The organism is Amycolatopsis sp. (assembly GCF_035276945.1).
Taxonomy (GTDB): Bacteria; Actinomycetota; Actinomycetes; order Mycobacteriales; family Pseudonocardiaceae; genus Amycolatopsis_E.
This window is the reverse complement of sequence record NZ_DATELF010000149.1, coordinates 1-23,086: the sequence shown is the minus strand read 5'-3', so window position 1 is coordinate 23,086 and position 23,086 is coordinate 1. Positions and strand designations below refer to the sequence as shown.

The following is a 23,086-nucleotide window of genomic DNA, read 5'->3' as shown; positions in this document are numbered from 1 at the left end:
CGACCTGGCGATGCGCTTCGACCCCGAGTTCGAGCCGATCGCGCGACGCTGGCGCGAGAACCCGGACGAACTGCAGGACGCCTTCGCCCGCGCCTGGTTCAAGCTCACCCACCGCGACATGGGCCCGATCCAGCGCTACCTCGGCCCGTGGGTGCCGCAGGAGACGCTGATCTGGCAGGACCCGGTGCCCGCGCACGAGGGCCCGGTGATCGGCTCCGCCGAGATCGCCGACCTGAAGAAGCAGGTCCTCGACTCCGGGTTGACCGTCCCGCAGCTGGTCAAGGCCGCGTGGGCGTCGGCCTCGACCTTCCGCATCGGCGACAAGCGCGGCGGCGCCAACGGCGCGCGCGTGCGCCTCGAGCCGCAGATCGACTGGGAGGTCAACGACCCCCAGGAGCTCCGTCGGACGCTGTCGGCGCTCGAGGGCATCCAGTCGTCGTTCAACGCGTCCGGCACGCAGGTCTCGCTCGCCGACCTCATCGTGCTCGGCGGCGGCGCGGCCGTGGAGAAGGCGGCGGCGGACGCCGGGTTCGACGTCACCGTGCCGTTCACCCCGGGCCGTACGGACGCCTCGCTCGAGTGGACCGACGTCGACTCGTTCACCCACCTCGAGCCCAGTGCCGACGGCTTCCGCAACTACCTCGGCAAGGGCCAGCAGCTCCCGGCCGAGTACCTGCTCGTCGACCGGGCGAACCTGCTGACCCTGTCCGCCCCCGAGATGACCGTCCTCGTGGGCGGCCTGCGCGTGCTGAACACGAACTACGACAGGTCCAGCCTCGGTGTGTTCACCGATCGGCCCGGGACGTTGACCAACGACTTCTTCGTGAACCTGCTCGACATGGGCACGGAGTGGAAGGCGGCGTCCGAGGACGCGGAGACCTTCGAGGGCCGCGACCGCGCCACGGGCGAGGTCAAGTGGACCGGTAGCCGCGTCGACCTCGTCTTCGGCTCGAACTCGGAACTGCGTGCGGTCGCCGAGGTCTACGCCAGCGACGACGTGCGGGAGAAGTTCGTGCGCGACTTCGTTGCCGCGTGGGACAAGGTCATGAACCTCGACCGGTTCGACCTCGCCTGATCCCGGTGTCCGGGCCGGCCACTCACCGGCCGGCCCGGACTCCCCTTCGGCGGTTGCCGGCCGCCGCCGGGTCCGCGGGTAGGGCCGCAAGCCCACCGGTACATCCTGGAGAATGTGACGGCAGGTCTTTCCAGCCCGATGTCGCGCACCCGCGGGCGCCCGAGGAAGGACTGCCTTCTCCGATCAATCGCGTGCGCTTCCCGGCCGGCCGAACCTCCGGTACCGGAAAATCGAGGCGAAACGACGCCTTTCCGCCGGCGAGTTCGCCACTCTGCACGAAGCTCAGCCGGCGCTCGCGCGGCAGCACGGATTCTCCGGTTGGGCGGCGTTGAAGGAATCGATCGAATCGGGCCAGGCCCTGGCGCAGGCGCGCTGGGTCGTGGCTCGTTTTCGCGGCGCCGGTACGCCGGGCTGGGTGACGCCGGGCGACGACGAACTCCGCGAGCACGTCGATGAGCACTATTTGATCCTGGTTCCGCCGGAGACGGTGATCGGGACTTTCGAAAAAGTGGCCGCCCGGTTGCGTGGGGACCTCGTCGTGTCCTGTGTCACGCCGGAGCGGGTTCGAGCAGTGGCACGACAGCGGCCGCGTGCATCAACCGCTTGGTCCCGGTCGAAAAACACCCGCCTGACCCGCCCTGTCGCCTGATCACCATCTTTCCCGGGGCGGGAGGCCATGGTCGAGATCTCCCGATCGCGGTAGGTGCTACCCGAGATCTCGTGAACCTCACGGCTCCTGGGGAATGATGACCCACAGCGCGAGGTAGAGCAGGAACTGCGGGCCGGGCAGCAGGCAGGACAGCAGGAACAGCAGCCGCACGGTCCGCGGTTTCCAGCCCAGGTACCGGGCCAGGCCGGCACAGACCCCGGCGATCACACGGTCGTCGCGCGACCTGGCCAGCATTTTCGTGGTTGTCATGCCTCCAGCCTGCTCCGGCCCGGGTCGGCGCGCATCGGTTGACGTCCCTGAGCCGACCCGGATTCGGCGGCACGCAGGACGAGGACGGCGATCTCGCTGGGCGCGAACACCCGGAGCGGGGGACCCCAGAATCCGGCGCCGCCGCAGGTGTAGAGCTGGGTGCCGGTGCCGTGGCGGCTCAACCCTCGCCGCACTCCCTGCTCGAGCCGCACCAGGTAGTGGAACGGCCAGATCTGCCCGCCATGGGTGTGCCCCGAGATCTGCAGATCGATGCCGGCCTTTGCGGCGCCGGGGACCTGTTTGGGCTGGTGGGCGAGCAGGACCACCGGGACGTCGGGGTCGGTGCCGCCGAGCGCGGCGGCCAGGTCCGGGCCGTGACCGGCGAGCCCGGACCTGACGCCGGTGGGATCGTCGACCCCTGCGATCACCAAGCGGTCCTCGCCCCGGGAGAGCAGTTCGTGCCGGTTGTGCAGGGGCGTCCAGCCGAGATCGGTCATGTGATCAAGCCACCGCTGCGCTTCGCTGAAGTACTCGTGGTTGCCGGTGATGTAGAACTTTCCCATCGTGGCGTGCACCTCGCCGAGCGGATCGACCTGCGGCCGTCGGCGCGTGACGGTTCCGTCGGCGAGATCACCGACATGGCACACCACGTCGGGGTTCAGCGCGTTCACCGCGGCCACCACCTTGACCGCCCACGACCTCCGGTCGATCGGACCGAAATGGGTGTCCGCGACGACCACGACCCGCACGCCGTCGAAAGCCCTGCCGAGCCTCGGCAGGACAATGTCGAGGGTGCGGACTCTCGGCACCCGCATCGCCTCGATGTGCCCGACGACCGCGAGCACGACGACAATCGCCAGTACCGCGAGCGTGACCGAGCGGCACCGGACGGGATTGGGTACCCCGGCCACCGCCAGCAGGACCCGGATCACCGCACCGAGCACCGACCAGGTGAACAGCAGCCACACCACGCCGAGTGTCGTGTCGCCGATCCGCGCGGCGGCGTCGATACTCCGCCCGCCATGGCCGAGTCGCATCGTCGCGATGAGCGTGCCGAATCCGGCCGCGAACACGACACTGCCCGCCACCACGACCGGTGCCGGCCAGTCCGAGGAGATCACCAGGACCCACCACGGCACTCCGAAGAGCACCAGGGGAACCGCGATCATGACGACGGCGACCACGGCAGAACGTCTCATCGGCGGTACCGCACCTCCCGGAACCGGACCACGATCCCGGCCGGGCTCGTTGATCAAGGCTACCGGAGCGCCCGATCAGCGTTGTGCCTTCTTCTTGACCGGGGCACCGGCCAGCCGATCCGCCACCCTCGCCCACCGGCTGCGCCGATCCGGCGGGAAACGCGCCCGCGAACGTTCAAGCTTCCGGGAACCGCTCGGGTACCGTTTCCGGGCCCATAGCGACCCCGGCTTCGCCAGCCGCATGGCCGCGACTATCGCGACCAGGGAGATCACCAGGCCGATCACGCCCGAGCTGCTCTTCCCTTTGAGGACGGCGACGACTGAGAACACCAGGTTCACCGCGGCGGTCACCGCGAACGCGATCCGCCCCTCCCCCGCGGCGTCGTCGAACGGCCGTGCGCCCAGCACCAACAGCAAGCCGACGAGGGAGGCCGCGAGCACCACGTCGACCGACTTACGGCCCTCTTCGGTCCAGTAGACGTCATCCAGATGCAGCCACAGCGCGAACTCGTCCAGAGTCAGGGCCGCGCCGGCCCCGAACACCCCGGCGAGCACCTGCACCCACGGTGGTCCCGGCCGGTAGACGAACTCGGCCAAGCCGGCGAGGAGGATGAGAAAGATCCCGTACACGTGGTGGTGCACGTGTACCCCACCGATCGCCGCGTCACGGAAGGGACCCTTGCCCGCGCGGATGAGCCGCACGATCACGCGGGTCACCACGAACGTCACGACGAAGGCGGCGAACAGCCACAGCACCGGGCCGCTGTCCGCATCGAAGCCGATGGTCATCGCCGTTCCTCACCAGGCCCTGCGAAACCTCGAGCGTCCCCCGCCGCGAGCCGAGCGGATAGGGGAGAAAGGCCACAGTCTGGCGCCGGTCCACCGGGGCGGCTTCCCTGGTGGCGGCGGGATGGAGGAGGTGCGTGGCGCACAGCGGCACCAGACCGGCGGCGATGGTGGCCGGCACCGGCTCGCGACGGCTTCGGCACAGCAGATAATCACGACATCGAGTAAGTTTTCCGTGCCCCGTACGGTGGAGGAAACGCACCGACGAGCACCGGGTCGGGAAAGCACACGCCGGCCGTTCGGTCTGGCCGCCTGCTGCTCGTCTCCGGACTCGCGGTGGCGGGTTCCCGGGCCACAGAGCCCGAGAACGAGGAGTGATCAGACGTCGTGGTGTCCAAGGCGGAATGGCCACCAAGCGGGCCACCTCACCCCCAACGGACGAGGGCCGCCCGCCGCGGCTAATTACCCTGCGCATATGCGGACCTGGACTGTTGCCGGAACCCTCGCCGTCGAGCCCGCGGCGGAACGCACGGACCTGCTCGCCGAACCCGTGCTGAAAACGCTCGCCATGCTCGACGACCCCGACGTCGGCGTCGCCGAAATCGCCCCCGAACTCGCCGACACCGCGGCCTTCTGTGAAGCGTATTCCTCACCACCGTCCGCGGCCGCCAACTGCCTTGTGGTGTCGGGCAAGCGCGCGGGCGAACTCCGGTACGCGGCCGCCCTGGTACTCGCCACCACCCGCGCCGACGTCAAGCGGGTGGTGCGGCCCCGGTTGGACGTGCGCAAGGTCTCTTTCGCACGAATGGACGAGGTGGTCGGGCTGACCGGGATGGTCTACGGCGGTATCACCCCGGTCGGCCTGCCCGCCGACTGGCCGCTCCTGGTCGACGAGGCCGTCGCCAACTCGCCCGAACTGGTGGCCGGCAGCGGGATCCGGCGCAGCAAGCTCCTGGTGACCGGCGAGCTGGTCGCCTCGCTGCCCGGTGCCGAGGTCGTCGACCTCGCCAAGCCGGCCTGAACCGGGAAAGCGTTCCGCCACCCGTCGCCCGCCCCGGGCGATGACGTCAATACCCGCCACCTCGCCCACAACCAGGCCCGTCGGCGCGAGTCCCCCACTCACGCACCGCGAGTTCCACATTCGTGCACCACGAGTTCTCCTTTCACGCCGAGAACTCGGTGCCGGGAGCGTGGATGAGTCAGCCGGTGGGTGTGGCGGCATCCGCGTCGTGCTCTGGCGTGGGGCGCTGGTGGTGTGGGATGCCGTGGACGGCGTGGTCGGCGTACTCGAGCGCCTCGGTGACCAGGTCTGTGAGGTGATCACTGGTGATGCGGTAGAGCATCCGCCGCCCGTCGCGGCGAACCTGGACCAGCCCGGCGAGCCGTAGCCGGGCCAGGTGCTGGGACACCGAGGAGCGGGAGGCCGCGACCTGCGCGGTGAGCGTGCTGACGTCCTGCTCGGCGGTCAGCAGCCGCAGCAGGTGCAGGCGCGTGGGATCGGCCAGGTGGCCGAGCACCCCAGCGGCGACCGCCAGTTGCTCGGGGTCTACCGGGGGCGGCGGGCCGTCGGCAGACATGTCTTCATGCGCGCGCATGCTTGCATAATGGCCCTGAGCGGGGCATTCTGCAAGCGAGACAGGCACGAGGAGGGGATCCGCCGGGATGGCCGAGGCACCCGACCACACCGACCGGCACACCGGGCAAGGCTGTGGCCACGGACATGGACATGGACATGGACATGGACATGAGCACGGGCATGAGCACGGACACGAGCGGCCGAAGTGGTCGCGGGTGTGGCATGTGGTGACCCCGCACAGCCACGACAGCGCCGGCCGCTTCGACATCGCGCTGGAGACGAGCGGGCGAGGGATGCGCACGCTGGTGTGGTCGTTCGCCGCGCTGTTCGCGACGGCGGTCATTCAACTGGTGGTGGTGCTGTTCAGTCGTTCGGTGGCGCTGCTGGGCGACACCATCCACAACTTCGCCGACGCGCTGACCGCGCTGCCGGTGGGCATCGCGTTCGCGCTCGGCCGGCGGGTGGCGACACGCCGCTACACCTATGGGCTCGGCCGTGCGGAGGACCTCGCCGGGGTGGCGGTCGTGCTGATCATTGCCGCCTCGGCCGTGCTCACCGGCTACGAAGCGGTGTCGCGATTGATCCATCCGCAGCCGGTCGCTCATCTGTGGGTGGTCGCGGTCGCGGGAATCGCCGGGTTCGCCGGGAACGAGATCGTGGCGCGGTGGCGGATCACGGTGGGCAGGCAAATCGGGTCGGCGGCGCTGGTCGCCGACGGCCTGCACGCCCGCACCGACGGGTTCACCTCGCTGGCCGTGGTCGTCGGTGCCGCCGGGGTCGCGCTCGGGTTCCCGCAGGCGGACCCGGTCGTCGGCCTGGTGATCACGGTGGCGATCCTGCTCGTCCTGCGCGACGCGGCGAAAGAAGTGTTCCGCCGTCTGATGGACGCGGTCGACCCGCACACCGTCGAACTCGCCGAGCGCACCGCCCGGGACGTAGATGGCGTACTCGAGGCGGGTGACGTGCGGATGCGGTGGATCGGGCACAGCCTGCGCGCCGAACTGGCGGTCACCGTGGACTCCGCCATCACCGTCCAGCGGGCCCACCAGATCGCCCACGAAGTCGAACACCGGCTCGCGCACGTGGTGCCCCGGCTGACCGCCGCCGTCGTGCACACCGAACCGGCCGTCGGCGCCGATGCCGCCCACCGCTTGGTGAGTCACCACCAGGCCCGGCCGAGAGGAGACCGGATCGTGGTCCCGGGCGGGTCTACTGGTTCGCCACGCGCTGGGCGGACGTGACTGCCGGCCCGGTGAGCGCGCGCTCGGCGAGCGTGGCGAACACCAGGCCGAACACCGTCCACAGGGTGAGCTGCGTGCCCAGCGACGAGATCCGGAAGCCCCACAGCGTGCTCGCCGGAAAACCGGTGGGCACCTCGTCGACGACCGGCATCAGCCACGCACAGACCGCCATCACCGCGACATAGCCGAGGCAGCCGGCAATCCCGCCGGTCCACGCGTCATACCGCTCGGTCAGCCGCCTGCCGCCGTACACGGCGACGAGACCGGCCACAATGGACAGTGCGACGAAGGCGAAGTACAGCGCGGTCCGCGACTGGATCGTGCCCTCGCGCCCGACCGCGGGCGGGTTGGCCGGGTACTTCAGGAACGGCATCAGCACGACCACCACGAACGCGGCGCCGGTGACCAGCAGCGCGGTGAGCCGGGGCCGCAGCGACCCCACCCTGCCGTAGGCGATCGCGAAAGCCAGAGCGAGCAGCCCGCCGATGGCGACGCCGTAGACGCCGATGGCGACGAGCAGGCCGGCCGTGCTTTGCACCGTCCGGCTGACCAGTTCCTCGCCGTGCTCGTGCGCCATCGATTCTTCGAAACCGATGGCCACGTCCACCGACGGCTCGCCCATCACGTAGGCGAACAGCGCCGCCAGGACAGCGGCGATCACGCCCGCGATCATGCCGCGGACCAGCAGCGCCCTCATCACGGCGCTAGTGGCAGGGGAAGGCGAGCAGGTGCCGGCCGTCGTGCAGGAACTCGTGGAGATAACTGTTCGCGAACACCGCGGTCGCACCCTGCTCGGCGCTCACGAAGTAGAGCGCGATCAGCGCGAGCAGACCCACGAACAGTGCCCACGGCACGATCTCGCGGAGCGGGATACGGACGGGAATCGGTGCCGGGATCGCGGGAACGGCCTGGGACACGGCGGGACCTCCTCGGGCTTGCGCGGCCTGCTCGGGGTGACGCGACGGTCCGGGTCTGACTTCCCGGCCGCACGAAACCGGGTCACAGTGGCGCGTCCGTGCGGATTCTCACCGCTTCCGGCTGCCGTCGCCTGGCCGCATCACGGTAAACCAGCGGTGAAACCCGGTCAATGTGGTGAGGCTCGCGCCACCCGGCTGGCCCACGCCGGCCGCCCGGAGCCCACGCGGCGCGTGCGACCTCAGCGGGACTCGATCTTCGTGGCCGGATTTCCTCCCCACCTGGTGTGCGGCGGAATTTCCTCGCCCTTCATCAGGAAGGAATGCGGGGCCAGCGACGCGCCGTCGCTCATCGTCACGCCGTAGTGGATCAGCGCGCCCGTCTCGAGGGTGCAGCCCGCGCCGAGCCGGCTGTAGTCGGACTTGAAGGTGGCGTCCTCCTGGGAGTGGCACTGGATGGCGCTTCCCGCGTTGAGCGTGCAGTCGTCGCCGATCGTCACCAGGGTTTTCTCCGGCAGGCCGCACCCGTCGTCGAAGACCCGCCTGCCGATCCGCACACCCAGGATCCGCGAAAGGACGTTCTTGAACGGGGTACCGGCGAACAGCATGTCGGCGGTCATCGAAAGCTTCCAGAACCGCTCGTGCCACCAGAAGTAGTGATGGTAGGTCGAGCAGAGCTGGGGCCGCATCGGCCGGAACCGCGCGACGCCGCGTTCGAGCAGGACCTGGTAGACGATCGTGAACAGCGTGACGGAAAGGAGCTCCCCGGCGACACCCGGCACGCCCCACTTCCGGTAGACATCCGCCGCGGCCACGGCCAGCATCAGGAGGCCGAACGCGTAGCCCCACCGCAGCAGCAGGAACCACGCGATGGTGCGGAGGTTGTACTTGTTCTTCGCGGTCAGATACTCGGGGCCTTTCAGGTGGTCGAATCGGCTGTCGCGCTCGACCGAGCGCGGGATGCGGAAGCTGGGTGCGCCCAGCAACCCGGTGTTCCACCGGGCTTCCCCGTCGATCGGCACCATGACCTTCGTGGCGAGCAGGCAGTTGTCACCCGTCGTGCTCCGCGCGGGATAGGCGACCGCGTTTCCCACGAAGTTGTGCCGGCCGATGGACGCCCGGCACACGCGGAACGACGTGCTGGACAGCTCCGCGTTGATGATCGACAGAGCGTCCGCGATCATCGTTCCCCGGCCGACGGACACCAGGTACGGGTTCTCGTGCTTGAACACCGTGCCGAAGTTCGATCCCGTCTGCTCGGCGAAGGAAACGTCGTAGCCGAGGCAGTACAGGTAATGGACGATGTAGGAGCTGTTGCCGAAAATGTTCCCGAACAGCTTCACGTTGGTGAGTCGCCCGATCGTCCGGTGAATCCAGTAGTGGAAACCGTACAGGGGATAATCCTTGTCCGGCTCCAGGAAGAGGTTGAGCAGCCGAGGAACGGTGAACGCGACGAGGAGGCCCACCAGCAGGAAACCGAAGAACAGCACCGAGGAGATGACCAGCGCACCGCGGTAGAACGGCCAGTTCGTGAAGGCCGTCGGGGCGTTGTCCACGATCCCGTCGATCTGGGGGAAACCGGCGAGAATGACGCTCAGGCCACCGAAACTCAGCGGCAGGTACAGGCCCAGGACGCACAGCAACTCGACGGCGCTGTAGACGGTCCTTCGCAACGGGCCGCACGGGACCGCGCCCGCCACCTGGTAGTCCGCTTTGGCCGGCTGCCCCGGGGAACCCTCCCAGCGCGCCCCGTCGGGCACCGCCTGCCCGGAGTGCAGGGAGGACGAGTGACCGAGCTGGGCGCCGTCACCCAGCGAGGTCCCGATGTCGAGCACCGTCGCCTCGCCGACGAAGGCGTCCTTGCCCAAGGTCACCGGACCTGTCCGGATCACCCCGGCGTGGGCCCGGTAGCAGTTGAGGTAGGAGTCCTTGCGGACGACCGTGCCGTCCCCGATCGTGAGCAGGTCGGTGCAGATGGGCACGTTCCGGGTGAAGATCGTGACCCCCCGGCCGATTTTCGCGCCCAGCAGCCGCAGATAGAGCACGTACAGGGGGGAGCTCGCGCTCGTCTGCGAACGACCGCCGGCGAGCAACACGAGCGGGTTCGACCGGATCAGCGTCTTGACAAGCCAGAAACGGAAGTACGCCAGGCTCCAGACACGGATCTCCTGGGGTTTCCACCGGCCGATGAGCACCCACTTCGTCAGGATCGGCAGCCCGCACAGTCCGACGAAGGTCAGCGCGCTCACCAGGACCGCCCGCAGGTACAGCTCGACGAACCCGTGGCCGAGGATGATCCAGTTGTAGGAAACGGTGAAGATCACCGCGGTGAGGAAGACATAGCCGAGGAAGGTCAGTGACTGCAGTGCGCCGTAGAAGACGTAGCTCCGCGTGCTGGCCCTTGCCACGGCCTCCGCTGGTGCCGGGGCGGGTTGCTCCGCGGGAGCGACCGGGGTGTCCTTGGGCACCGCGTCATCGAGTGCCTTGGCCAGGCTTTTGATCGTCGGGTGCCGGTAGATGTCCTTCATGGACACCGACGGGAGGCCGGGCCGCTTCCGGACCCGCGCGCAGAAGTGGGCCATCACCAGCGAGTCGGCACCCAGGTCGTCGAAGAAGTTGCTCTCGGTCGCGACACGTTCGACCCGCACCACTTCGGCCAGTATCTCGGCCAGGTTTTCCTCGGTTCCGGTCGCCGGACTGTCGTAGCGCTCTCGGAGAACTTTCACGGGATCGCTCATTTGCCGGGTGTTCCCTCTCAATCACGACGTCGTTGCGACGCCTCTGGGGTGCATCTGAAGCCATTCCTGGCTGGGAGGCGGACACTCGATGCTGTCAACACGGCGCGAAGCCTGGCCCACCCGTTGGGGGTGAAACCTGACCACCTGAACGCGACCGAGCGGCCGGAACCAGCGCCAGTGCGCTGCCCGTCACCAGCCCACTTGCCTTGCGGTACACCGGGGCCGAAAGTCCTGACGCGCTGGCCGGACCGCTGATGCACACTGGTGGACCTGGTGCGCGGGATCGGGTATGAGGTCGCGGGGGTTGACGTAGGGGCACCCGGTGAATCCGTTGAGGCACAAGCGGAGAACGAGGTGGCCGGTTAGGGTGGAAGCCTTGGGAAGACTCGAAAAGACGGTGTGATGGTGACCGAGACCAAGAAAGAACGGGCTTTTCCGGCATCGTTCGGACAGGAACGGATCTGGCTGTCCAACCAACTCGACCCGGGCTCCCCTGTCCACAATGTGCCGTGCCAGGTCCGGCAGGACCTGCCACTGACCGAACACCAGTGGCGCACCGCGCTGCGACAGGTGGTCGCCCGCCAGGAAGCCCTGCGCACCTCGTTCCGGATGGCCGGCGGTGTGCTGACTCAGGTGGTGCACGCCGAAGTACCGGTCGAACTGGACGTGCACGATCTGCGTGACCTGCCGGCCGAACCGCGTCGTCGGCGGGCGGACGAGTTGGCCGTCATGGCGGCACGCCGCGTGATCCCGCTTGACACGCCTCCGCCGTGGCGGGCGCGATTGTGCCGGCTCTCCGACGCGGAATGGCTGCTGACCTTCGTCGCGCACCGCGCGGTGTTCGACGCGGCCTCGGTGCCGATCCTCACCCACGAGCTGAACGAAGCCTGCACCGCGGTGTTCGAGGGCCGCGAGCCACGGTTGCCCGAGCTGCCCATCCAGTACACGGATTACTCGCTGTGGCAACGGGAACAGCTGGCCGGCCTGGGCGGGCAGCTGGACTACTGGCGGCAGCGGCTGGCCGGGTTGCCACCCGCGCATTCGCTGCCGACCGACCGTCCCCGGCCCGGCCAGCTGAGTTTCGCCGGGGACCAGGTGGACTTCGAGCTGCCGGAGGGCCTGCTGGACCGGGTCGAAGCCGTGGGCGCGCGCCTGTCGGCGTCGCCGTTCATGGTCCTCCTCGCCGCCTACGCCGCGCTGCTGCACCGAATGTCCCGTTCGGACGATGTCGTGGTCGGCGTCCCGCTGGCCGGCCGGGACCGGCCGGAGCTGGCGCCGCTGATCGGCATGTTCGTCAACCAGCTGGCGATCCGGGTCGACTGCGGGGACGTGACGTCCTTCGCGGAGCTGGTCGCCCGCGTGCGCACGGAAGTGCTGGGCGGAATCGAGCACGGTCTCGTGCCCTTCCAACTGGTCGCACAGGCCGTGGGAGTCACGCGCGATCCGGGAGTGCAAGCGCTGTACCAGATCGGGTTCGATTTCGTCCCCGACGCCGGCATCGAACCGGTCCTTTACGCCACCGCCAAAGACGATCTGGCCCTCGAACTCACCAGGGACACCGGACGCCTGCGCTACCGCACCGGCCTGTTCGACCGCACCACCGCGGAATCCCTTGTAGACCGTTACCTGCGCCTGCTGACGACCGCGGTCGACGATCCGTCCCTGCCCGTGTCCGAACTGCCGCTGCTGTCGGAACCGGAACGCGACCGGGTACTCGAGGAATGGAACGCGACCGAGGTGCCCTACCCGCATCGGCAAACCGTGCACGAACTGTTCGAGCGGCAGGTCCGGCGCGATCCGGACGCGGTCGCGGTGGACTTCGGCGGAGGGCGACTGACCTATGCCGGACTCAACGCGCGGGCCAACCGGGTGGCGCACCGTCTCCGCGGTCTCGGCGCCGGTCCCGGCACGATCGTCGGAGTAAGCGCGCCCAACTCCCCGGAACTGGTCGTCGGGCTGCTCGGGGTGCTCAAAAGCGGCGCGGCCTACGTCCCGCTCGACCCCGGCCTCCCCGCACAACGGCAGGCGCTGATCGTGACCGACGCCGCCATCCCCGTCGTGCTGACCACCGGAGAGTCCACACTGGACACCCGTACCCTCGCCCTCGACGACCCGCGCCAGTGGGCACACCAGCCCGCCGGCGACCCCGCGCCCACGGCCGGACCCCGCGACGCCGCCTACGTCATCTACACCTCCGGCTCCACCGGCCGGCCCAAGGGCGTCCTGATCGAGCATCGCTCGGTCAACGCCTACCTCGCCTGGGCACGCCGCGCCTACCCCAGCCTGGCCGGCCGCGCACTGCTGCACACCTCGCCGTCCTTCGACCTGACCGTCACCACGTTGTTCGGCCCACTCACCGCCGGAGGATCCATAGTGGACGGAACGGCCGCCGGGCCGACCTTCGTCAAAGCCACGCCAACCCATCTCGCGGTGCTACCGGACGAACTGTGCCCCTCCAAAGATCTCGTGCTGGGCGGTGAGGCACTGACCGGCGAAACGGTCACGAGGTGGCGAGAACGGAGCCCGGAATGCGTGGTCACCAACGAATACGGCCCCACCGAGGCGACCGTCGGGTGTATCGCCTACCAGATCGAACCAGGGCAGAGCCTGCCGCCGGGGCCGGTCAGCATCGGACGGCCGATCGAAAACGCCCGCGCGTACGTGCTCGACGAGCGTCTGCGGCCGGTGCCGCCCGGCGTGGCCGGGCAGTTGTGGGTCGCGGGTCCGCAACTGGCCCGCGGCTACCTCGGCCGCCCTGAACTGACCGCCGAACGTTTCCAGGACTGCCCGTTCAGCGTTTCCGGCGAGCGGATGTACGCGACCGGGGATCTCGCCCGCTGGCGACACGACGGCACCCTCGACTTCTTCGGCCGCATCGACGACCAGGTCAAGCTCCACGGCTACCGCATCGAGCCCGGCGAGATCGAGGCCGCGCTGCGAGCGCTGCCCGGCGTGCGCGATGCCGCAGTGGCCGTGCGTGAGGACACGCTCGTCGGCTACCTGGTCGGCGAATCGGCCGGGGTGACGGAAGCGTTGCGGCAGACCCTGCCGGACTACATGGTGCCGACAACGTTCGTCGTCCTGGCCGCGCTGCCCGTGGCGAGCAGCGGCAAACTCGACCGGTCGGCACTCCCGGCGCCGCCGCTGACCAGCGACGCGCCCTACACCGCCCCACGGACCGCCACCGAGGAACTCGTCGCCGAAGTACTCGCCGAACTGCTCGGTCTCGACAAGATCGGAATACACGACGACTTCTTCGCCCTCGGCGGCAACTCACTGCTGGAAGTCCAGGCGATCACCCGGATCCGCAAACAGGTCGACGTGAATCTCCCGGTCCGCGGGCTGCTGTCGTTCACCACTGTCGCCGGGCTCGCGGCCGAAATCGAACGACGGCTGGCCGAGGACATGGCCGGCCTGTGCCGCGTGAACCACCAGGGCTGACCACCGCAAAGTCTGCTTCCGGTCGCCCTGCCTCCGCGAACATGGCGAATAATTCACTTTCTTCCCCGAAAACGGGATAATCCAGGCCGGAAATCGATCGGGCTATCGGGGGTGATATCCCCGTTATCCGTGCTACCGTCCGGGCACGTTGATCCGGGAGCCAGGAAGAAGCAGGGGAATGAGACCTCGAATATTGGCCACGTTGCTGACGCTGCCATTGGCCCTGGCGACCGCGGCGGGCTGCCAGTCCGGCAAGGAGATCCCCGGCGGCGCCGCGGCCACGATCTCCGCGGCGAACCCGCAACCGAGCGAGCCACCGAGCGCGTCGAATTCCCCGGCCACGACGTCGGCCCCGGCTACCCCACCGACCACGAACCGGACCTCGAATTCGCCGGCCGTCCCGCCCCCAGCGGCCTTGCCGGCGCGAACCTGCGGCAGTCCGGTGCTCACCACCGGCGATCCGGACGGTGGCTGGTCGACCGACGGTTACTACGTCCACAACAACATGTGGAACGAGTCGGAAGCCGGGCCGGAGACGCTCTATGCCTGCGCGTACAACAACTGGTACGTCGATTCCACCCAGCCCGCCACCAGTTCGGTGAAAACCTATCCGAACGTGCACAAGGACATCAACAACCTGGACGGAACACCGTTCGACCACTACTCCTCGATCACTTCCACCTTCGCCGGCCGCGGACCGGGCACCGGCATCTACGACGTGGCCTACGACGTCTGGCTCAACGGCGTGGGCGACGGCGCGGGGGTGACAGAACTGATGGTCTGGACGGAAAACCTCGAACAGGTTCCCGCCGGCAGCAAGGTCACCACCTATTCGGCGGGCGGGGTCACCTATGACGTGTGGAAGGACGAGGGCGGCTACGTCGCCTTCGTGGCACAGACCACGCTCTACTCCGGCAGCGTCGACCTCAAGGCCATGATCAGCTGGGCCATCGGCAAAGGCTACATTCCACGCGACCCCACGGTGAACCAGATCGGCTACGGCATCGAATTCTGCTCCACCAACAACAGCAGCGCCCGCTTCACCCTCACCGACTTCTCCGTCACGATGAACTGAACCTCCCGCGAAGAACACCCACATGCCGGGCGGCCGGGCCTCGCCGGTGAAGTCGCCGCGCACGCTCCAGTCCACGTCGACCTCCTGCCGCGGTAGCGAGCAGCCGCACCGAGATCGACGCATGGCTCCCTCCGCCGCGCCGTGGTCGCTCGGCGCACCGTCATCCTTTTCGTCCCCGGAAAGCCGGAACGAGAAGTTCGCGTCTGATGTGTTTACCTCACGCACATCTGGAGTCCTCGGCGTATTGGGATCAGCGCCGGTGTCGGCTCTCACGATTGGTCGGCCCTGGCGGAGCGGTCAGGGCCGGTCATCCACCTTCAAGGAGGATTCGTGTTACGGAAGCGCATCGCGGCCGCGATCGTGGCGGCGGCGGCCGTCATCGGTTCGTCGACGGCCATCGCCGTCACCTCGTCCACCGCGCGGGCGGCGACGAGCGTGCCGGCGTTCGACCACATCGTGCTGGTGATGTTCGAGAACCACGCCTACTCGCAGATCAACGGCAGCTCCAGCGCCCCCTACTTCAACGGTCTGGCCGGCCAGGGGGCGAAGTTCACCCAGTCCTTCGCGGTCACTCATCCCAGCGAACCGAACTACCTGGCGATCTTCTCCGGGTCGACCCAGGGCATCACCGACGACAGCTGCCCGCACACCTTCGGCGGCAACAACATCGCCAACCAGGTGCTGACCTCGGGCAGGACCTACAAGAGCTACTCCGAGAGCATGCCGTCGGACGGCTACACCGGCTGCTCCAGCGGCCAGTACGCGCGCAAGCACAACGCCGCACCGTTCTTCTCCACCGTTCCGGCCGGCAGCAACCGGATGTACTCGGAGTTCCCGAGCTCGTCGAACTACGCGAGCCTGCCGACGGTGTCCTACGTCGCGCCGAACCTGTGCAACGACATGCATGACTGTTCGATCGGCACGGGCGACACCTGGCTGAAGAACAACATGGACGCGTACGCGCAGTGGGCCAAGACCCACAACAGCCTGCTCATCGTCACCTTCGACGAGGACAACGGCTCTTCCTCGAACCACATCTTCACCGTGTTCGTCGGTGCGCACACCCAGGTTGGCTCCTTCTCCAACCAGATCAACCACTACAACGTGCTGAGCACGGTCGAGAGCGCCTACGGCCTGTCGCACCTGAACGCGGCCTCCGCGATCACCAACGTGTGGAACTGACCGGTCGCGGACTTCCGCGGCTGATCGGGAGCTGGAAGTAGATCAATCACCCCCGCTCGCGGGCCATGCCGATGGCGTGTCCGCGAGCGGGCTTCTGCCGGACTCACGGAGGTGACCCACTCGTGTATCTGTCCACGATCGACCATCCACACACCGGGGACGACGCCGCGAAGCCGTCCCGCAGGCGCGCGCTGTTCCTGCTGAGCGGCAACGTGTTCGCGCTCGGCGCGGTCAGCCTGGTCACCGACATCTCCTCGGAAATGGTGACCGCGGTGCTGCCGGCGTACCTGGTGCTCGGGCTGCACCTGAGCCCCGCCGTGTACGGCGTGGTCGACGGCACGTACACCGGGGCGACGGCGCTGCTGCGGCTGGCCGGCGGGTACATCGCCGACCTGGTGCGCCGCCGCAAGTTCATCGCCGGGCTGGGCTACGGGTTGTCGGCGGTGGCGAAACTCGGGCTGCTCGCGGTGGGCGACACCGTCGGTGCGATCGGCGCCGTGATCGCGATCGACCGCACCGGCAAGGGCCTGCGCACGGCGCCGCGCGACGCGCTGATCACCCTGTCCACCCCGCCGCAGTTGTACGGCCGCGCGTTCGGCGTCCACCGGATGATGGACACGATCGGGGCATTCGCCGGGCCGCTGGTCGCGCTCGGCATCCTGGCCGCCACCGCGCAGGCCTACGACACGGTGTTCGTTGCCAGCTTCTGCATCGCGGCGTTCGGCGTGCTGGTGCTGGTGCTGTTCGTGCGGGATCACCGCGGCGAGCAGCCGCCGAAGGGCACGGTGTCGCCCTCCGCACTGGGCGGCCTGATGCGGATGGCGCCGGTGCGGCGGCTGGTGCTGGCCGCGTGCCTGGCCGGGACCGTGACCATCGGCGACGGCTTCGTCTACCTGCTGCTGCAGCAGCGGGAGCGGTTCAGTGCCGGCTGGTTCCCCTTGCTGGCCGTGGGCACGAACCTGTCCTATTTGCTGCTGGCCACGCCGCTGGGCATGCTGGCCGACAAGATCGGCCGGCCGAAGGTGGTGCTCGGCGGCTACACCGCGCTGGTGCTGGTGTACCTCCTGCTGTTCGGGCCGTTCGGCGGCCGGCCGCTGCTGGTTGTGGTGCTCGGACTCTACGGCCTGTTCTACGCGGCCACGGACGGCGTGCTGATCGCGCTGGCCGGGCCGGCGCTGCCCCAAGCCTTGCGTACCACGGGAATCGCGCTGATCCAGACCGGGCAGGCGTTGTCCTACCTGGTGTCCTCGGTGCTGTTCGGGCTGGCCTGGACGGTGTGGGGACCGGCGAACGCGAGCCGGATCGCCGCGGCACTGGCCGCGACGGCCGTGCTCGTGGTGGCCCTGCTGCTGCGCGGCATCCCGGCTACGAACACCCGCGACACCGGGGAGCGGCAGGCATGACGCGGCGAGTGCTGTTCGCCCTGCTCGGGGCCGTGCTGCTGACCGCGGGCGCGGTCGGCTACGGCGTGTTCACGGTGGCCCGAGAGCACCCCGCGGTGCCCACGGCCAACGCGCTGAGCCTCGCGGCCGGGCCACGGATCCTGTTCCGTAGCACCGCACCGGACAGCAAGGGCCGTCTGTCGCTGGTGGGCAAGGACGATCCGGGCGGGCCCCGCTCGGTGTCCGCGCTGAGTTGCCTGCGGGTCTACGCGGCGGGCGGCACCGGCACCTGTCTGCGGCAGGACGGCGCGCTGGCCACGTTCCAGATCACCATCCTGGACCGCGGACTGAACGTGGAGAAGGAAATTCCGCTGGTCGGTGTGCCGAACCGCACCCGGGTGTCCGTGGACGGGCGGCTGGCGGCCTGGACGGTGTTCGTGGCGGGCGACTCGTACAACAACGGGCGGTTCTCCACGCGCGCCGGGCTGATCGATCTCAGGAGCGAGGACATGGTCGACTCGCTGGAATTCCTTTCGGTGACCCTGAACGGCCATCCCTATACCGCCGCCGACCTCAATTTCTGGGGTGTCACGTTCGCCGCCGACGACAACACCTTCTACGCCACGATGTCCACCGCCGGGCACCGCTATCTGGTGCAAGGTGATATCGCGGCGAAGAGCGTGCGCACCATCGCGCAGAACGTGGAATGCCCGTCGCTGTCGGCGGATGGCCGGCGTATCGCCTTCAAGTCGGCCATCGACGGGGATCCGGCGAAGGGCTGGCGGCTGTCCGTACTGGACCTGGCCTCGGGCGCGAGGACGCCGCTGGCCGAAACCCGCAGCGTCGACGACCAGCCGGCCTGGCTGGACCCGGACACCATCGGTTACGCCATTCCGCGGGGCACCGACGACTCGGACATCTGGGCGGTTCCGGCGGATGGCTCAGGCCACCCACGGCTGCTCATCCCGCGGGCCGAGTCCCCGGCCGCACTCGGCTGAGTGGTGGGTGACGGGACGACAGCTTGCGCTCAGCGGCGCGGGCAATTTCGAGGTCCTCGCGCGCGGCGAGGACCAGCAGTGCGGGCGTGGCGCCGTCGTGACTGATCCGCCGGTCGCCGGACCGGGCCAGGCGGGCGGGATCGGCGCGCAGGCCGAGCATTCCGCAGCCGTCGACGATCTCGCCGAGGAGATCGGGCTGGTGTTCGGCGACCCCACCGGTGAAGACCACCGCGTCCAGCCGGTCCAGGCTCATCGCGGCCGCGCCGATCTCCCGGCGCAGCCGGTGCGCATACACCGAGATCGCGTCCCGTGCGGCGCGGTCCCCGGCCGCCCGCCGGGTGAGCACGGTACGGACGTCGCCGTCGGTAGCGGTCATCCCGGCCAAGCCCGACCGGTGGTAGAGCGCGTCGGCCAGTTCGGCCAGGGTGATCTCGCCGGTGGCCAGCACGTGCAGCAGCACACCAGGATCGACCGAGCCCGGGCGGGTCGCCATCACCGCGCCATCCAGCGGGGTGAACCCCATCGAGGTGTCCACGCTCGCGCCGTCGGAGATCGCGGTGACCGAAACCCCCGACCCGATGTGGGCGCACACGAGGTGCGGGTCCTTGCGGCCGAGCAGTTCCGCCGCCCGGCGGGCCGCATAGGAACACGACAGACCGTGAAAACCGTAGCGCCGCAACCTGTGCTGGCTCGTCCAGGCTCGCGGCAGGGCATAGCGCGCCGCGGCTTCGGGAAGGCGGGAGTGAAAGGACGTGTCGAAGCAGCCGACCACGGGGATGCCGGGGAGCAGCCGGGTGACCAGGCGGGCGACGTCGATCGACAGTGGCTGATGCAGCGGTGCCAGCGGCGCGAGCCGGTCCAGTTCATCGAGCACATGCTCGTCGAGCAGCGCCGGACCGGGGCGTGAGCCGCCGTGCACGAACCGGACGGCCACCGCGTCCGGGTTTCCCCACTCGGTGAGCGCTTCGGCCACCGCGCGCTCGTCCGCCCTCGCGTCCGATGCCGGCCAGGTCCGCGTCGCGACAGCCTTGTCGTCCACGACGACCGCGGCCTTCAGGCTCGACGACCCGGGATTCAGCGTCAGGATGCGCACGGGGAATCCGTCCATGTCCAGTCACGGATCTCGGGCAGGTCTTCGCCGTGTTCACGGACCCAGCGGCGGTGCCGCTCCTGGGCTTCGGCCATGGTCTGCCGAACCTGGCCCGCGGTGCGCAGCAGACCGGGAACCCGGTCGATGACGTCGATCACCAGTTGGAACCGGTCCATGTTGTTGAGCACGAGCATGTCGAACGGGGTCGTGGTGGTGCCGTGTTCGGTGTAGCCGTGGACGTGCAGGTTCGCGTGGTTGGTACGCCGGTAGGCCAGGCGGTGGATCAACCACGGGTAGCCGTGGTAGGCGAAGATCACCGGCCGGTCCGGGGTGAACAGCGCGTCGAACTCGCGGTCGGTCATCCCGTGCGGATGCTCGGTGTCCGGCTGCAGCCGCATCAGGTCGACCACGTTGACCACGCGCACCGCCACGTCCGGCAGATGCCGGCGGAGCAGGGTGACGGCCGCCAGCACCTCCAGCGTGGGCGCGTCGCCGGCACACGCGAGCACCACGTCCGGTTCCCGGTCGGCGTGCGTGCAGGCCCAGTCCCAGATGCCGGCGCCGCGCGCGCAGTGCAGGGCGGCCTGCTCGGCGTCGAGCCAGTTCGGCGACTCGTTCTTGCCCGCGACGATCACGTTGACGTAGTCCCTGCTCCGCAGGCAGTGTTCGGCGACGCTGAGCAGGGTGTTGGCGTCCGGCGGCAGGTAGACCCGGACGACCTCGGAGCTCTTGTTCGCGACATGGTCGATGAAACCCGGGTCCTGATGGGAGAACCCGTTGTGGTCCTGCCGCCAGACATGCGAGGTCAGCAGGTAGTTCAGCGATGCCACCGGGCGCCGCCAGGGGATTTTCCGGTGCGCCCGCAGCCACTTGATGTGCTGGTTCACCATCGAGTCGACGATGTGCACGAACGCCTCGTAACACGAGAACAGTCCGTGCCGCCCGGTCAGCAGGTACCCCTCCAGCCAGCCCTGGCACAAATGCTCGGACAGCACCTCCACCACGCGGCCGTCCGGGACCAGATGCTCGTCCACGGGCTCCACCTCGGCATGCCACGCCTTGCCGGTCGCCCGGTACACCGCGTCGAGCCGGTTCGAGGCGGTCTCGTCGGGGCCGAACAGCCGGAAGTCCCGGCGCCCCGCCGTGCGTTCGAAGACGACCCGCAGATAGTCACCGAGGACCCGCGTCGGTTCGGCCCGGCCCGCGCCGGGCTTGTCGACCGCCACCGCGTGCTTTCGCAGGTCGGGGAGCGGAAGCGGCCGCCGCAGGAGCCCGCCGTTGGCATGCGGGTTGGCTCCCATCCGGCGCTCGCCGCGCGGGATGAGCGCGGTCACCTCCGGTACCGGGCGGCCCGCCGGGTCGAAGAGCTCACCCGGCCGGTAGGACCGCATCCACCGCTCCAGCGCCCGCAGATGTTCCGGGTTCTCCCGCACGGCCCCCAGCGGAACCTGATGCGCGCGCCAGGTTCCCTCGACCGGCTTACCATCCACTTCGGACGGTCCGGTCCAGCCTTTCGGGGAGCGCAACACGATCATCGGCCAGCGTGGCCGCGCGTGCGCACCGGTCCCGGTCCTGGCCGCGCGCTGGATCCGGTGGATTTCGGCGACGACGTCGTCCAGCGCCTCGGCCATGGCCAGATGCATCACCCGCGGATCCGAGCCCTCCACGTACCGCGGTGCCCAGCCGTGACCGGTGAGAAGATGGTGCAGTTCCTCCCGCGGGATTCGCGCGAGCACCGTCGGGTTGGCGATCTTGTACCCGTTGAGATGCAGGATCGGCAGCACGGCGCCGTCGTGCACGGGGTCGAGGAACTTGTTGGCATGCCAGCTTGCCGCCAGCGGCCCGGTCTCCGCTTCCCCGTCCCCCACGACGCAAGCCACCAGCAGGTCCGGGTTGTCGAAGGCCGCCCCGAACGCGTGCGCGAGCGAATAGCCGAGCTCACCACCCTCATGGATCGAGCCGGGCACCTCGGGTGCGACATGGCTGGGCACGCCGCCGGGGAAGGAAAACTGCCGGAACAGCGTCCGCAGCCCGTCGATGTCCTGGGACACCGCGGGCGCGACCTCCGGGTAGCTGCCCTCCAGCCACGTGTTGGCCAGCAACGCCGGTCCACCGTGCCCCGGCCCGGTCACGAAGATCGCGTTGAGTCCGTGCGTGCGGATGGCCCGGTTGAGATGCGCGTAGACGAAGTTGAGTCCTGGGGAGGTGCCCCAGTGACCGAGCAGCCTTGGCTTGATGTGCTCCACCGTCAGCGGCTGGGACAGCAGCGGGTTGTCCATGAGGTAGATCTGGCCCACGGACAGGTAGTTGGCCGCCCGCCACAGACAGTCCACCTGGGACAGTTCAGCGTCACTCAGCGGCACCTGGCCGACCGGCGCGGCAATCGTGCTCACCGGTCCCCCTCGTACGACTTCGCCCGCGCTACCCTCTTCGAATCGTCGGATGTCATGAAATCCCTCCCGGCTCGTCAGCTCAAACGCTACGAATCAGGCGGCGCGGGGACAGCGGCCAACAGTCCCGGGATGTGGGGACTTCCTACCCCTGCCCGTGGCTTTCACCGCTGCTCACGCGGCCTGATCCGCGCATCGGCCCCGGACCCACGGGGGTACCCGGGTTCCTGACGTGCTGGAAGGAGAGTCCGATGCCGGCGCACGCCCGGAAAAAGCCCAGAAGACCGGCGGTTTTCACCGCGCCACCTGCGGCGAGAAGGTCCGGGTCCAGCAGGGCGAGAAAATTCCGAAGTGTCCCCCAACGGGCACACCGAGTTCGCCGCCCGGACAGGAGAACCGGACACGAAATGACACCTCCTACCGCTGATTTTCGACGCTTCCCGCTCCGGCCTGTCCTCGGGCGAGGTGATCTCCGGCGCGTCCTTCCTTGTCCTGTCCCAGCACGCGCTGGCGTACCCGGAACAAGCGGAGGCGGCACACCACCAGACGCTCCGGGCGAGGCGGGCACGGGTCTTGCTGGGTGATCAGCACACGGCATTCGAGCCGGGACACGGATTCACCGGCCGCCAGGGAACTCGCGGCGCTCGCCAAGATCGGCACCGACGGCGGCTGGACGCTGGCTCACTCACCAACTTCGACAAGGTGCTGTTTCCGGCACCGGCATCGAACCACCGGTCACGAAGCGCGACCTCATCCGCTACGACACGAGGATCGCCCCGGCCATGCTGCCCTGTCTCACCGGCCGGCCGGTCACCGTGCACCGCTACCCCGACGGCGTCGACCACCCCGGCTTCTGGCACAGGGAGGTCCCCGGCTACGTTCCCGGACTGGCTCACCCGCCGGCGCAACTACGAAGCCGATCCCGGAGAGACCCAGCGCGCTCGCCTGGCTGGCCAACTTCGCCGGCGTCGAGTCGCACCGGTGGACCTCCCGGCTGCCGGACGTGCACCAACCGACCTGGGCGCTGATCGACATCGACCCGGGCGCCGACACCAACTTCGACGCCGTCCTCGTGCTCGC

At 69.0% G+C, this 23,086-nt stretch carries 18 protein-coding genes and 1 pseudogene; 9 read left to right on the top strand and 10 right to left on the bottom strand.

Features of this window, described 5'->3' with window-relative positions; translation table 11 throughout:
• Nucleotides 1-1,075, top strand: a 1,075-nt coding sequence (locus VJT49_RS26225; protein WP_324167593.1) for a peroxidase family protein, incomplete at its 5' end; no start/stop codon positions are given.
• 727 nt (nt 1,076-1,802) lie between these two features.
• Here the strand turns inward: VJT49_RS26225 and VJT49_RS26220 are convergent.
• From VJT49_RS26220 to VJT49_RS26210, 3 genes are all read right to left on the bottom strand, one after another.
• A complete protein-coding gene (locus tag VJT49_RS26220; RefSeq protein ID WP_324167592.1) occupies nt 1,803-1,994 on the bottom strand; it encodes a PspC domain-containing protein in 192 nt (63 codons plus the stop codon).
• Nucleotides 1,991-3,193, bottom strand: coding sequence for a metallophosphoesterase (locus tag VJT49_RS26215; RefSeq protein ID WP_324167591.1), 1,203 nt, complete (start codon nt 3,191-3,193; stop codon nt 1,991-1,993). Before VJT49_RS26215 ends, VJT49_RS26220 begins: the two co-directional genes overlap by 4 nt.
• A 75-nt stretch (nt 3,194-3,268) precedes the next feature.
• Nucleotides 3,269-3,982, bottom strand: coding sequence for a hypothetical protein (locus VJT49_RS26210; RefSeq protein WP_324167590.1), 714 nt, complete (start codon nt 3,980-3,982; stop codon nt 3,269-3,271).
• A 472-nt stretch (nt 3,983-4,454) separates the two neighbouring features.
• Between VJT49_RS26210 and VJT49_RS26205 the strand changes: the two genes are divergently transcribed.
• The gene (locus VJT49_RS26205; RefSeq protein ID WP_324167589.1) at nt 4,455-5,000 is read left to right on the top strand and encodes a YbaK/EbsC family protein; all 546 of its coding nucleotides are present in this window, start codon (nt 4,455-4,457) and stop codon (nt 4,998-5,000) included.
• Between the two features lie 178 nt (nt 5,001-5,178).
• Here the strand turns inward: VJT49_RS26205 and VJT49_RS26200 are convergent, their stop codons facing one another.
• The gene (locus VJT49_RS26200; protein ID WP_324167588.1) at nt 5,179-5,574 is read right to left on the bottom strand and encodes a metalloregulator ArsR/SmtB family transcription factor; all 396 of its coding nucleotides are present in this window, start codon (nt 5,572-5,574) and stop codon (nt 5,179-5,181) included.
• 67 nt (nt 5,575-5,641) lie between these two features.
• Between VJT49_RS26200 and VJT49_RS26195 the strand changes: the two genes are divergently transcribed.
• On the top strand, nt 5,642-6,796 hold the full coding sequence (locus VJT49_RS26195; RefSeq protein ID WP_324167587.1) for a cation diffusion facilitator family transporter: 1,155 nt from the start codon (nt 5,642-5,644) through the stop codon (nt 6,794-6,796).
• Here VJT49_RS26195 and VJT49_RS26190 read toward each other — a convergent pair.
• The 3 genes from VJT49_RS26190 to VJT49_RS26180 form a co-directional block, all read right to left on the bottom strand.
• Complete coding sequence (locus VJT49_RS26190) at nt 6,765-7,496, bottom strand: CbtA family protein (protein WP_324167586.1); 732 nt, start codon at nt 7,494-7,496, stop codon at nt 6,765-6,767. The genes VJT49_RS26195 and VJT49_RS26190 overlap by 32 nt on opposite strands.
• Nucleotides 7,497-7,500: 4 nt before the next feature.
• Nucleotides 7,501-7,713: a CbtB domain-containing protein gene (locus tag VJT49_RS26185; RefSeq protein ID WP_324167585.1), complete on the bottom strand. Its 213-nt coding sequence runs from the start codon at nt 7,711-7,713 to the stop codon at nt 7,501-7,503.
• A gap of 239 nt (nt 7,714-7,952) precedes the next feature.
• The gene (locus tag VJT49_RS26180) at nt 7,953-10,448 is read right to left on the bottom strand and encodes a Pls/PosA family non-ribosomal peptide synthetase (protein WP_324167584.1); all 2,496 of its coding nucleotides are present in this window, start codon (nt 10,446-10,448) and stop codon (nt 7,953-7,955) included.
• A gap of 405 nt (nt 10,449-10,853) precedes the next feature.
• On the opposite strand from VJT49_RS26180, the gene VJT49_RS26175 reads away from it, so the two are divergent.
• Nucleotides 10,854-13,889 carry an amino acid adenylation domain-containing protein gene (locus VJT49_RS26175; protein ID WP_324167583.1) on the top strand — a complete coding sequence of 1,012 codons (3,036 nt, stop codon included), beginning with the start codon at nt 10,854-10,856 and terminating at the stop codon, nt 13,887-13,889.
• Nucleotides 13,890-14,021: 132 nt separating this feature from the next.
• Here the strand turns inward: VJT49_RS26175 and VJT49_RS26170 are convergent, their stop codons facing one another.
• A complete protein-coding gene (locus VJT49_RS26170) occupies nt 14,022-14,339 on the bottom strand; it encodes a hypothetical protein (RefSeq protein ID WP_324167582.1) in 318 nt (105 codons plus the stop codon).
• On the opposite strand from VJT49_RS26170, the gene VJT49_RS26165 reads away from it, so the two are divergent.
• From VJT49_RS26165 to VJT49_RS26150, 4 genes are all read left to right on the top strand, one after another.
• The gene (locus VJT49_RS26165; protein WP_324167581.1) at nt 14,332-14,964 is read left to right on the top strand and encodes a GH12 family glycosyl hydrolase domain-containing protein; all 633 of its coding nucleotides are present in this window, start codon (nt 14,332-14,334) and stop codon (nt 14,962-14,964) included. The two genes, VJT49_RS26170 and VJT49_RS26165, sit on opposite strands and share 8 nt — an antisense overlap.
• A 330-nt stretch (nt 14,965-15,294) precedes the next feature.
• Complete coding sequence (locus VJT49_RS26160; RefSeq protein WP_324167580.1) at nt 15,295-16,146, top strand: alkaline phosphatase family protein; 852 nt, start codon at nt 15,295-15,297, stop codon at nt 16,144-16,146.
• 122 nt (nt 16,147-16,268) lie between these two features.
• Nucleotides 16,269-17,549 carry an MFS transporter gene (locus VJT49_RS26155; RefSeq protein WP_324167579.1) on the top strand — a complete coding sequence of 427 codons (1,281 nt, stop codon included), beginning with the start codon at nt 16,269-16,271 and terminating at the stop codon, nt 17,547-17,549.
• A complete protein-coding gene (locus VJT49_RS26150) occupies nt 17,546-18,526 on the top strand; it encodes a hypothetical protein (RefSeq protein ID WP_324167578.1) in 981 nt (326 codons plus the stop codon). The genes VJT49_RS26155 and VJT49_RS26150 overlap by 4 nt, the downstream gene beginning before the upstream one ends.
• On the opposite strand, the gene VJT49_RS26145 is transcribed toward VJT49_RS26150, so the two are convergent.
• Both VJT49_RS26145 and VJT49_RS26140 read right to left on the bottom strand, forming a co-directional pair.
• On the bottom strand, nt 18,489-19,619 hold the full coding sequence (locus tag VJT49_RS26145; RefSeq protein ID WP_324167577.1) for an acetate kinase: 1,131 nt from the start codon (nt 19,617-19,619) through the stop codon (nt 18,489-18,491). The genes VJT49_RS26150 and VJT49_RS26145 overlap by 38 nt on opposite strands.
• Nucleotides 19,607-22,009 (bottom strand): phosphoketolase family protein, encoded by a 2,403-nt coding sequence (locus tag VJT49_RS26140; protein WP_324167576.1) that lies wholly within the window; start codon nt 22,007-22,009, stop codon nt 19,607-19,609. Before VJT49_RS26140 ends, VJT49_RS26145 begins: the two co-directional genes overlap by 13 nt.
• A 779-nt stretch (nt 22,010-22,788) precedes the next feature.
• On the opposite strand from VJT49_RS26140, the pseudogene VJT49_RS26135 reads away from it, so the two are divergent.
• Nucleotides 22,789-23,086, top strand: a pseudogene (locus VJT49_RS26135) (ATP-dependent DNA ligase); the annotation flags it as partial.

Excerpts from the sequence above, each read along its gene's own strand:
- VJT49_RS26210 (WP_324167590.1), bottom strand. The coding sequence starts at position 3,982 with ATGACCATCGGCTTCGATGCGGACAGCGGCCCGGTGCTGTGGCTGTTC.
- VJT49_RS26195 (WP_324167587.1), top strand. The coding sequence starts at position 5,642 with ATGGCCGAGGCACCCGACCACACCGACCGGCACACCGGGCAAGGCTGT.
- VJT49_RS26220 (WP_324167592.1), bottom strand. The coding sequence starts at position 1,994 with ATGACAACCACGAAAATGCTGGCCAGGTCGCGCGACGACCGTGTGATC.
- VJT49_RS26205 (WP_324167589.1), top strand. The coding sequence starts at position 4,455 with ATGCGGACCTGGACTGTTGCCGGAACCCTCGCCGTCGAGCCCGCGGCG.
- VJT49_RS26150 (WP_324167578.1), top strand. The coding sequence starts at position 17,546 with ATGACGCGGCGAGTGCTGTTCGCCCTGCTCGGGGCCGTGCTGCTGACC.
- VJT49_RS26215 (WP_324167591.1), bottom strand. The coding sequence starts at position 3,193 with ATGAGACGTTCTGCCGTGGTCGCCGTCGTCATGATCGCGGTTCCCCTG.
- VJT49_RS26200 (WP_324167588.1), bottom strand. The coding sequence starts at position 5,574 with ATGCGCGCGCATGAAGACATGTCTGCCGACGGCCCGCCGCCCCCGGTA.
- VJT49_RS26180 (WP_324167584.1), bottom strand. The coding sequence starts at position 10,448 with ATGAGCGATCCCGTGAAAGTTCTCCGAGAGCGCTACGACAGTCCGGCG.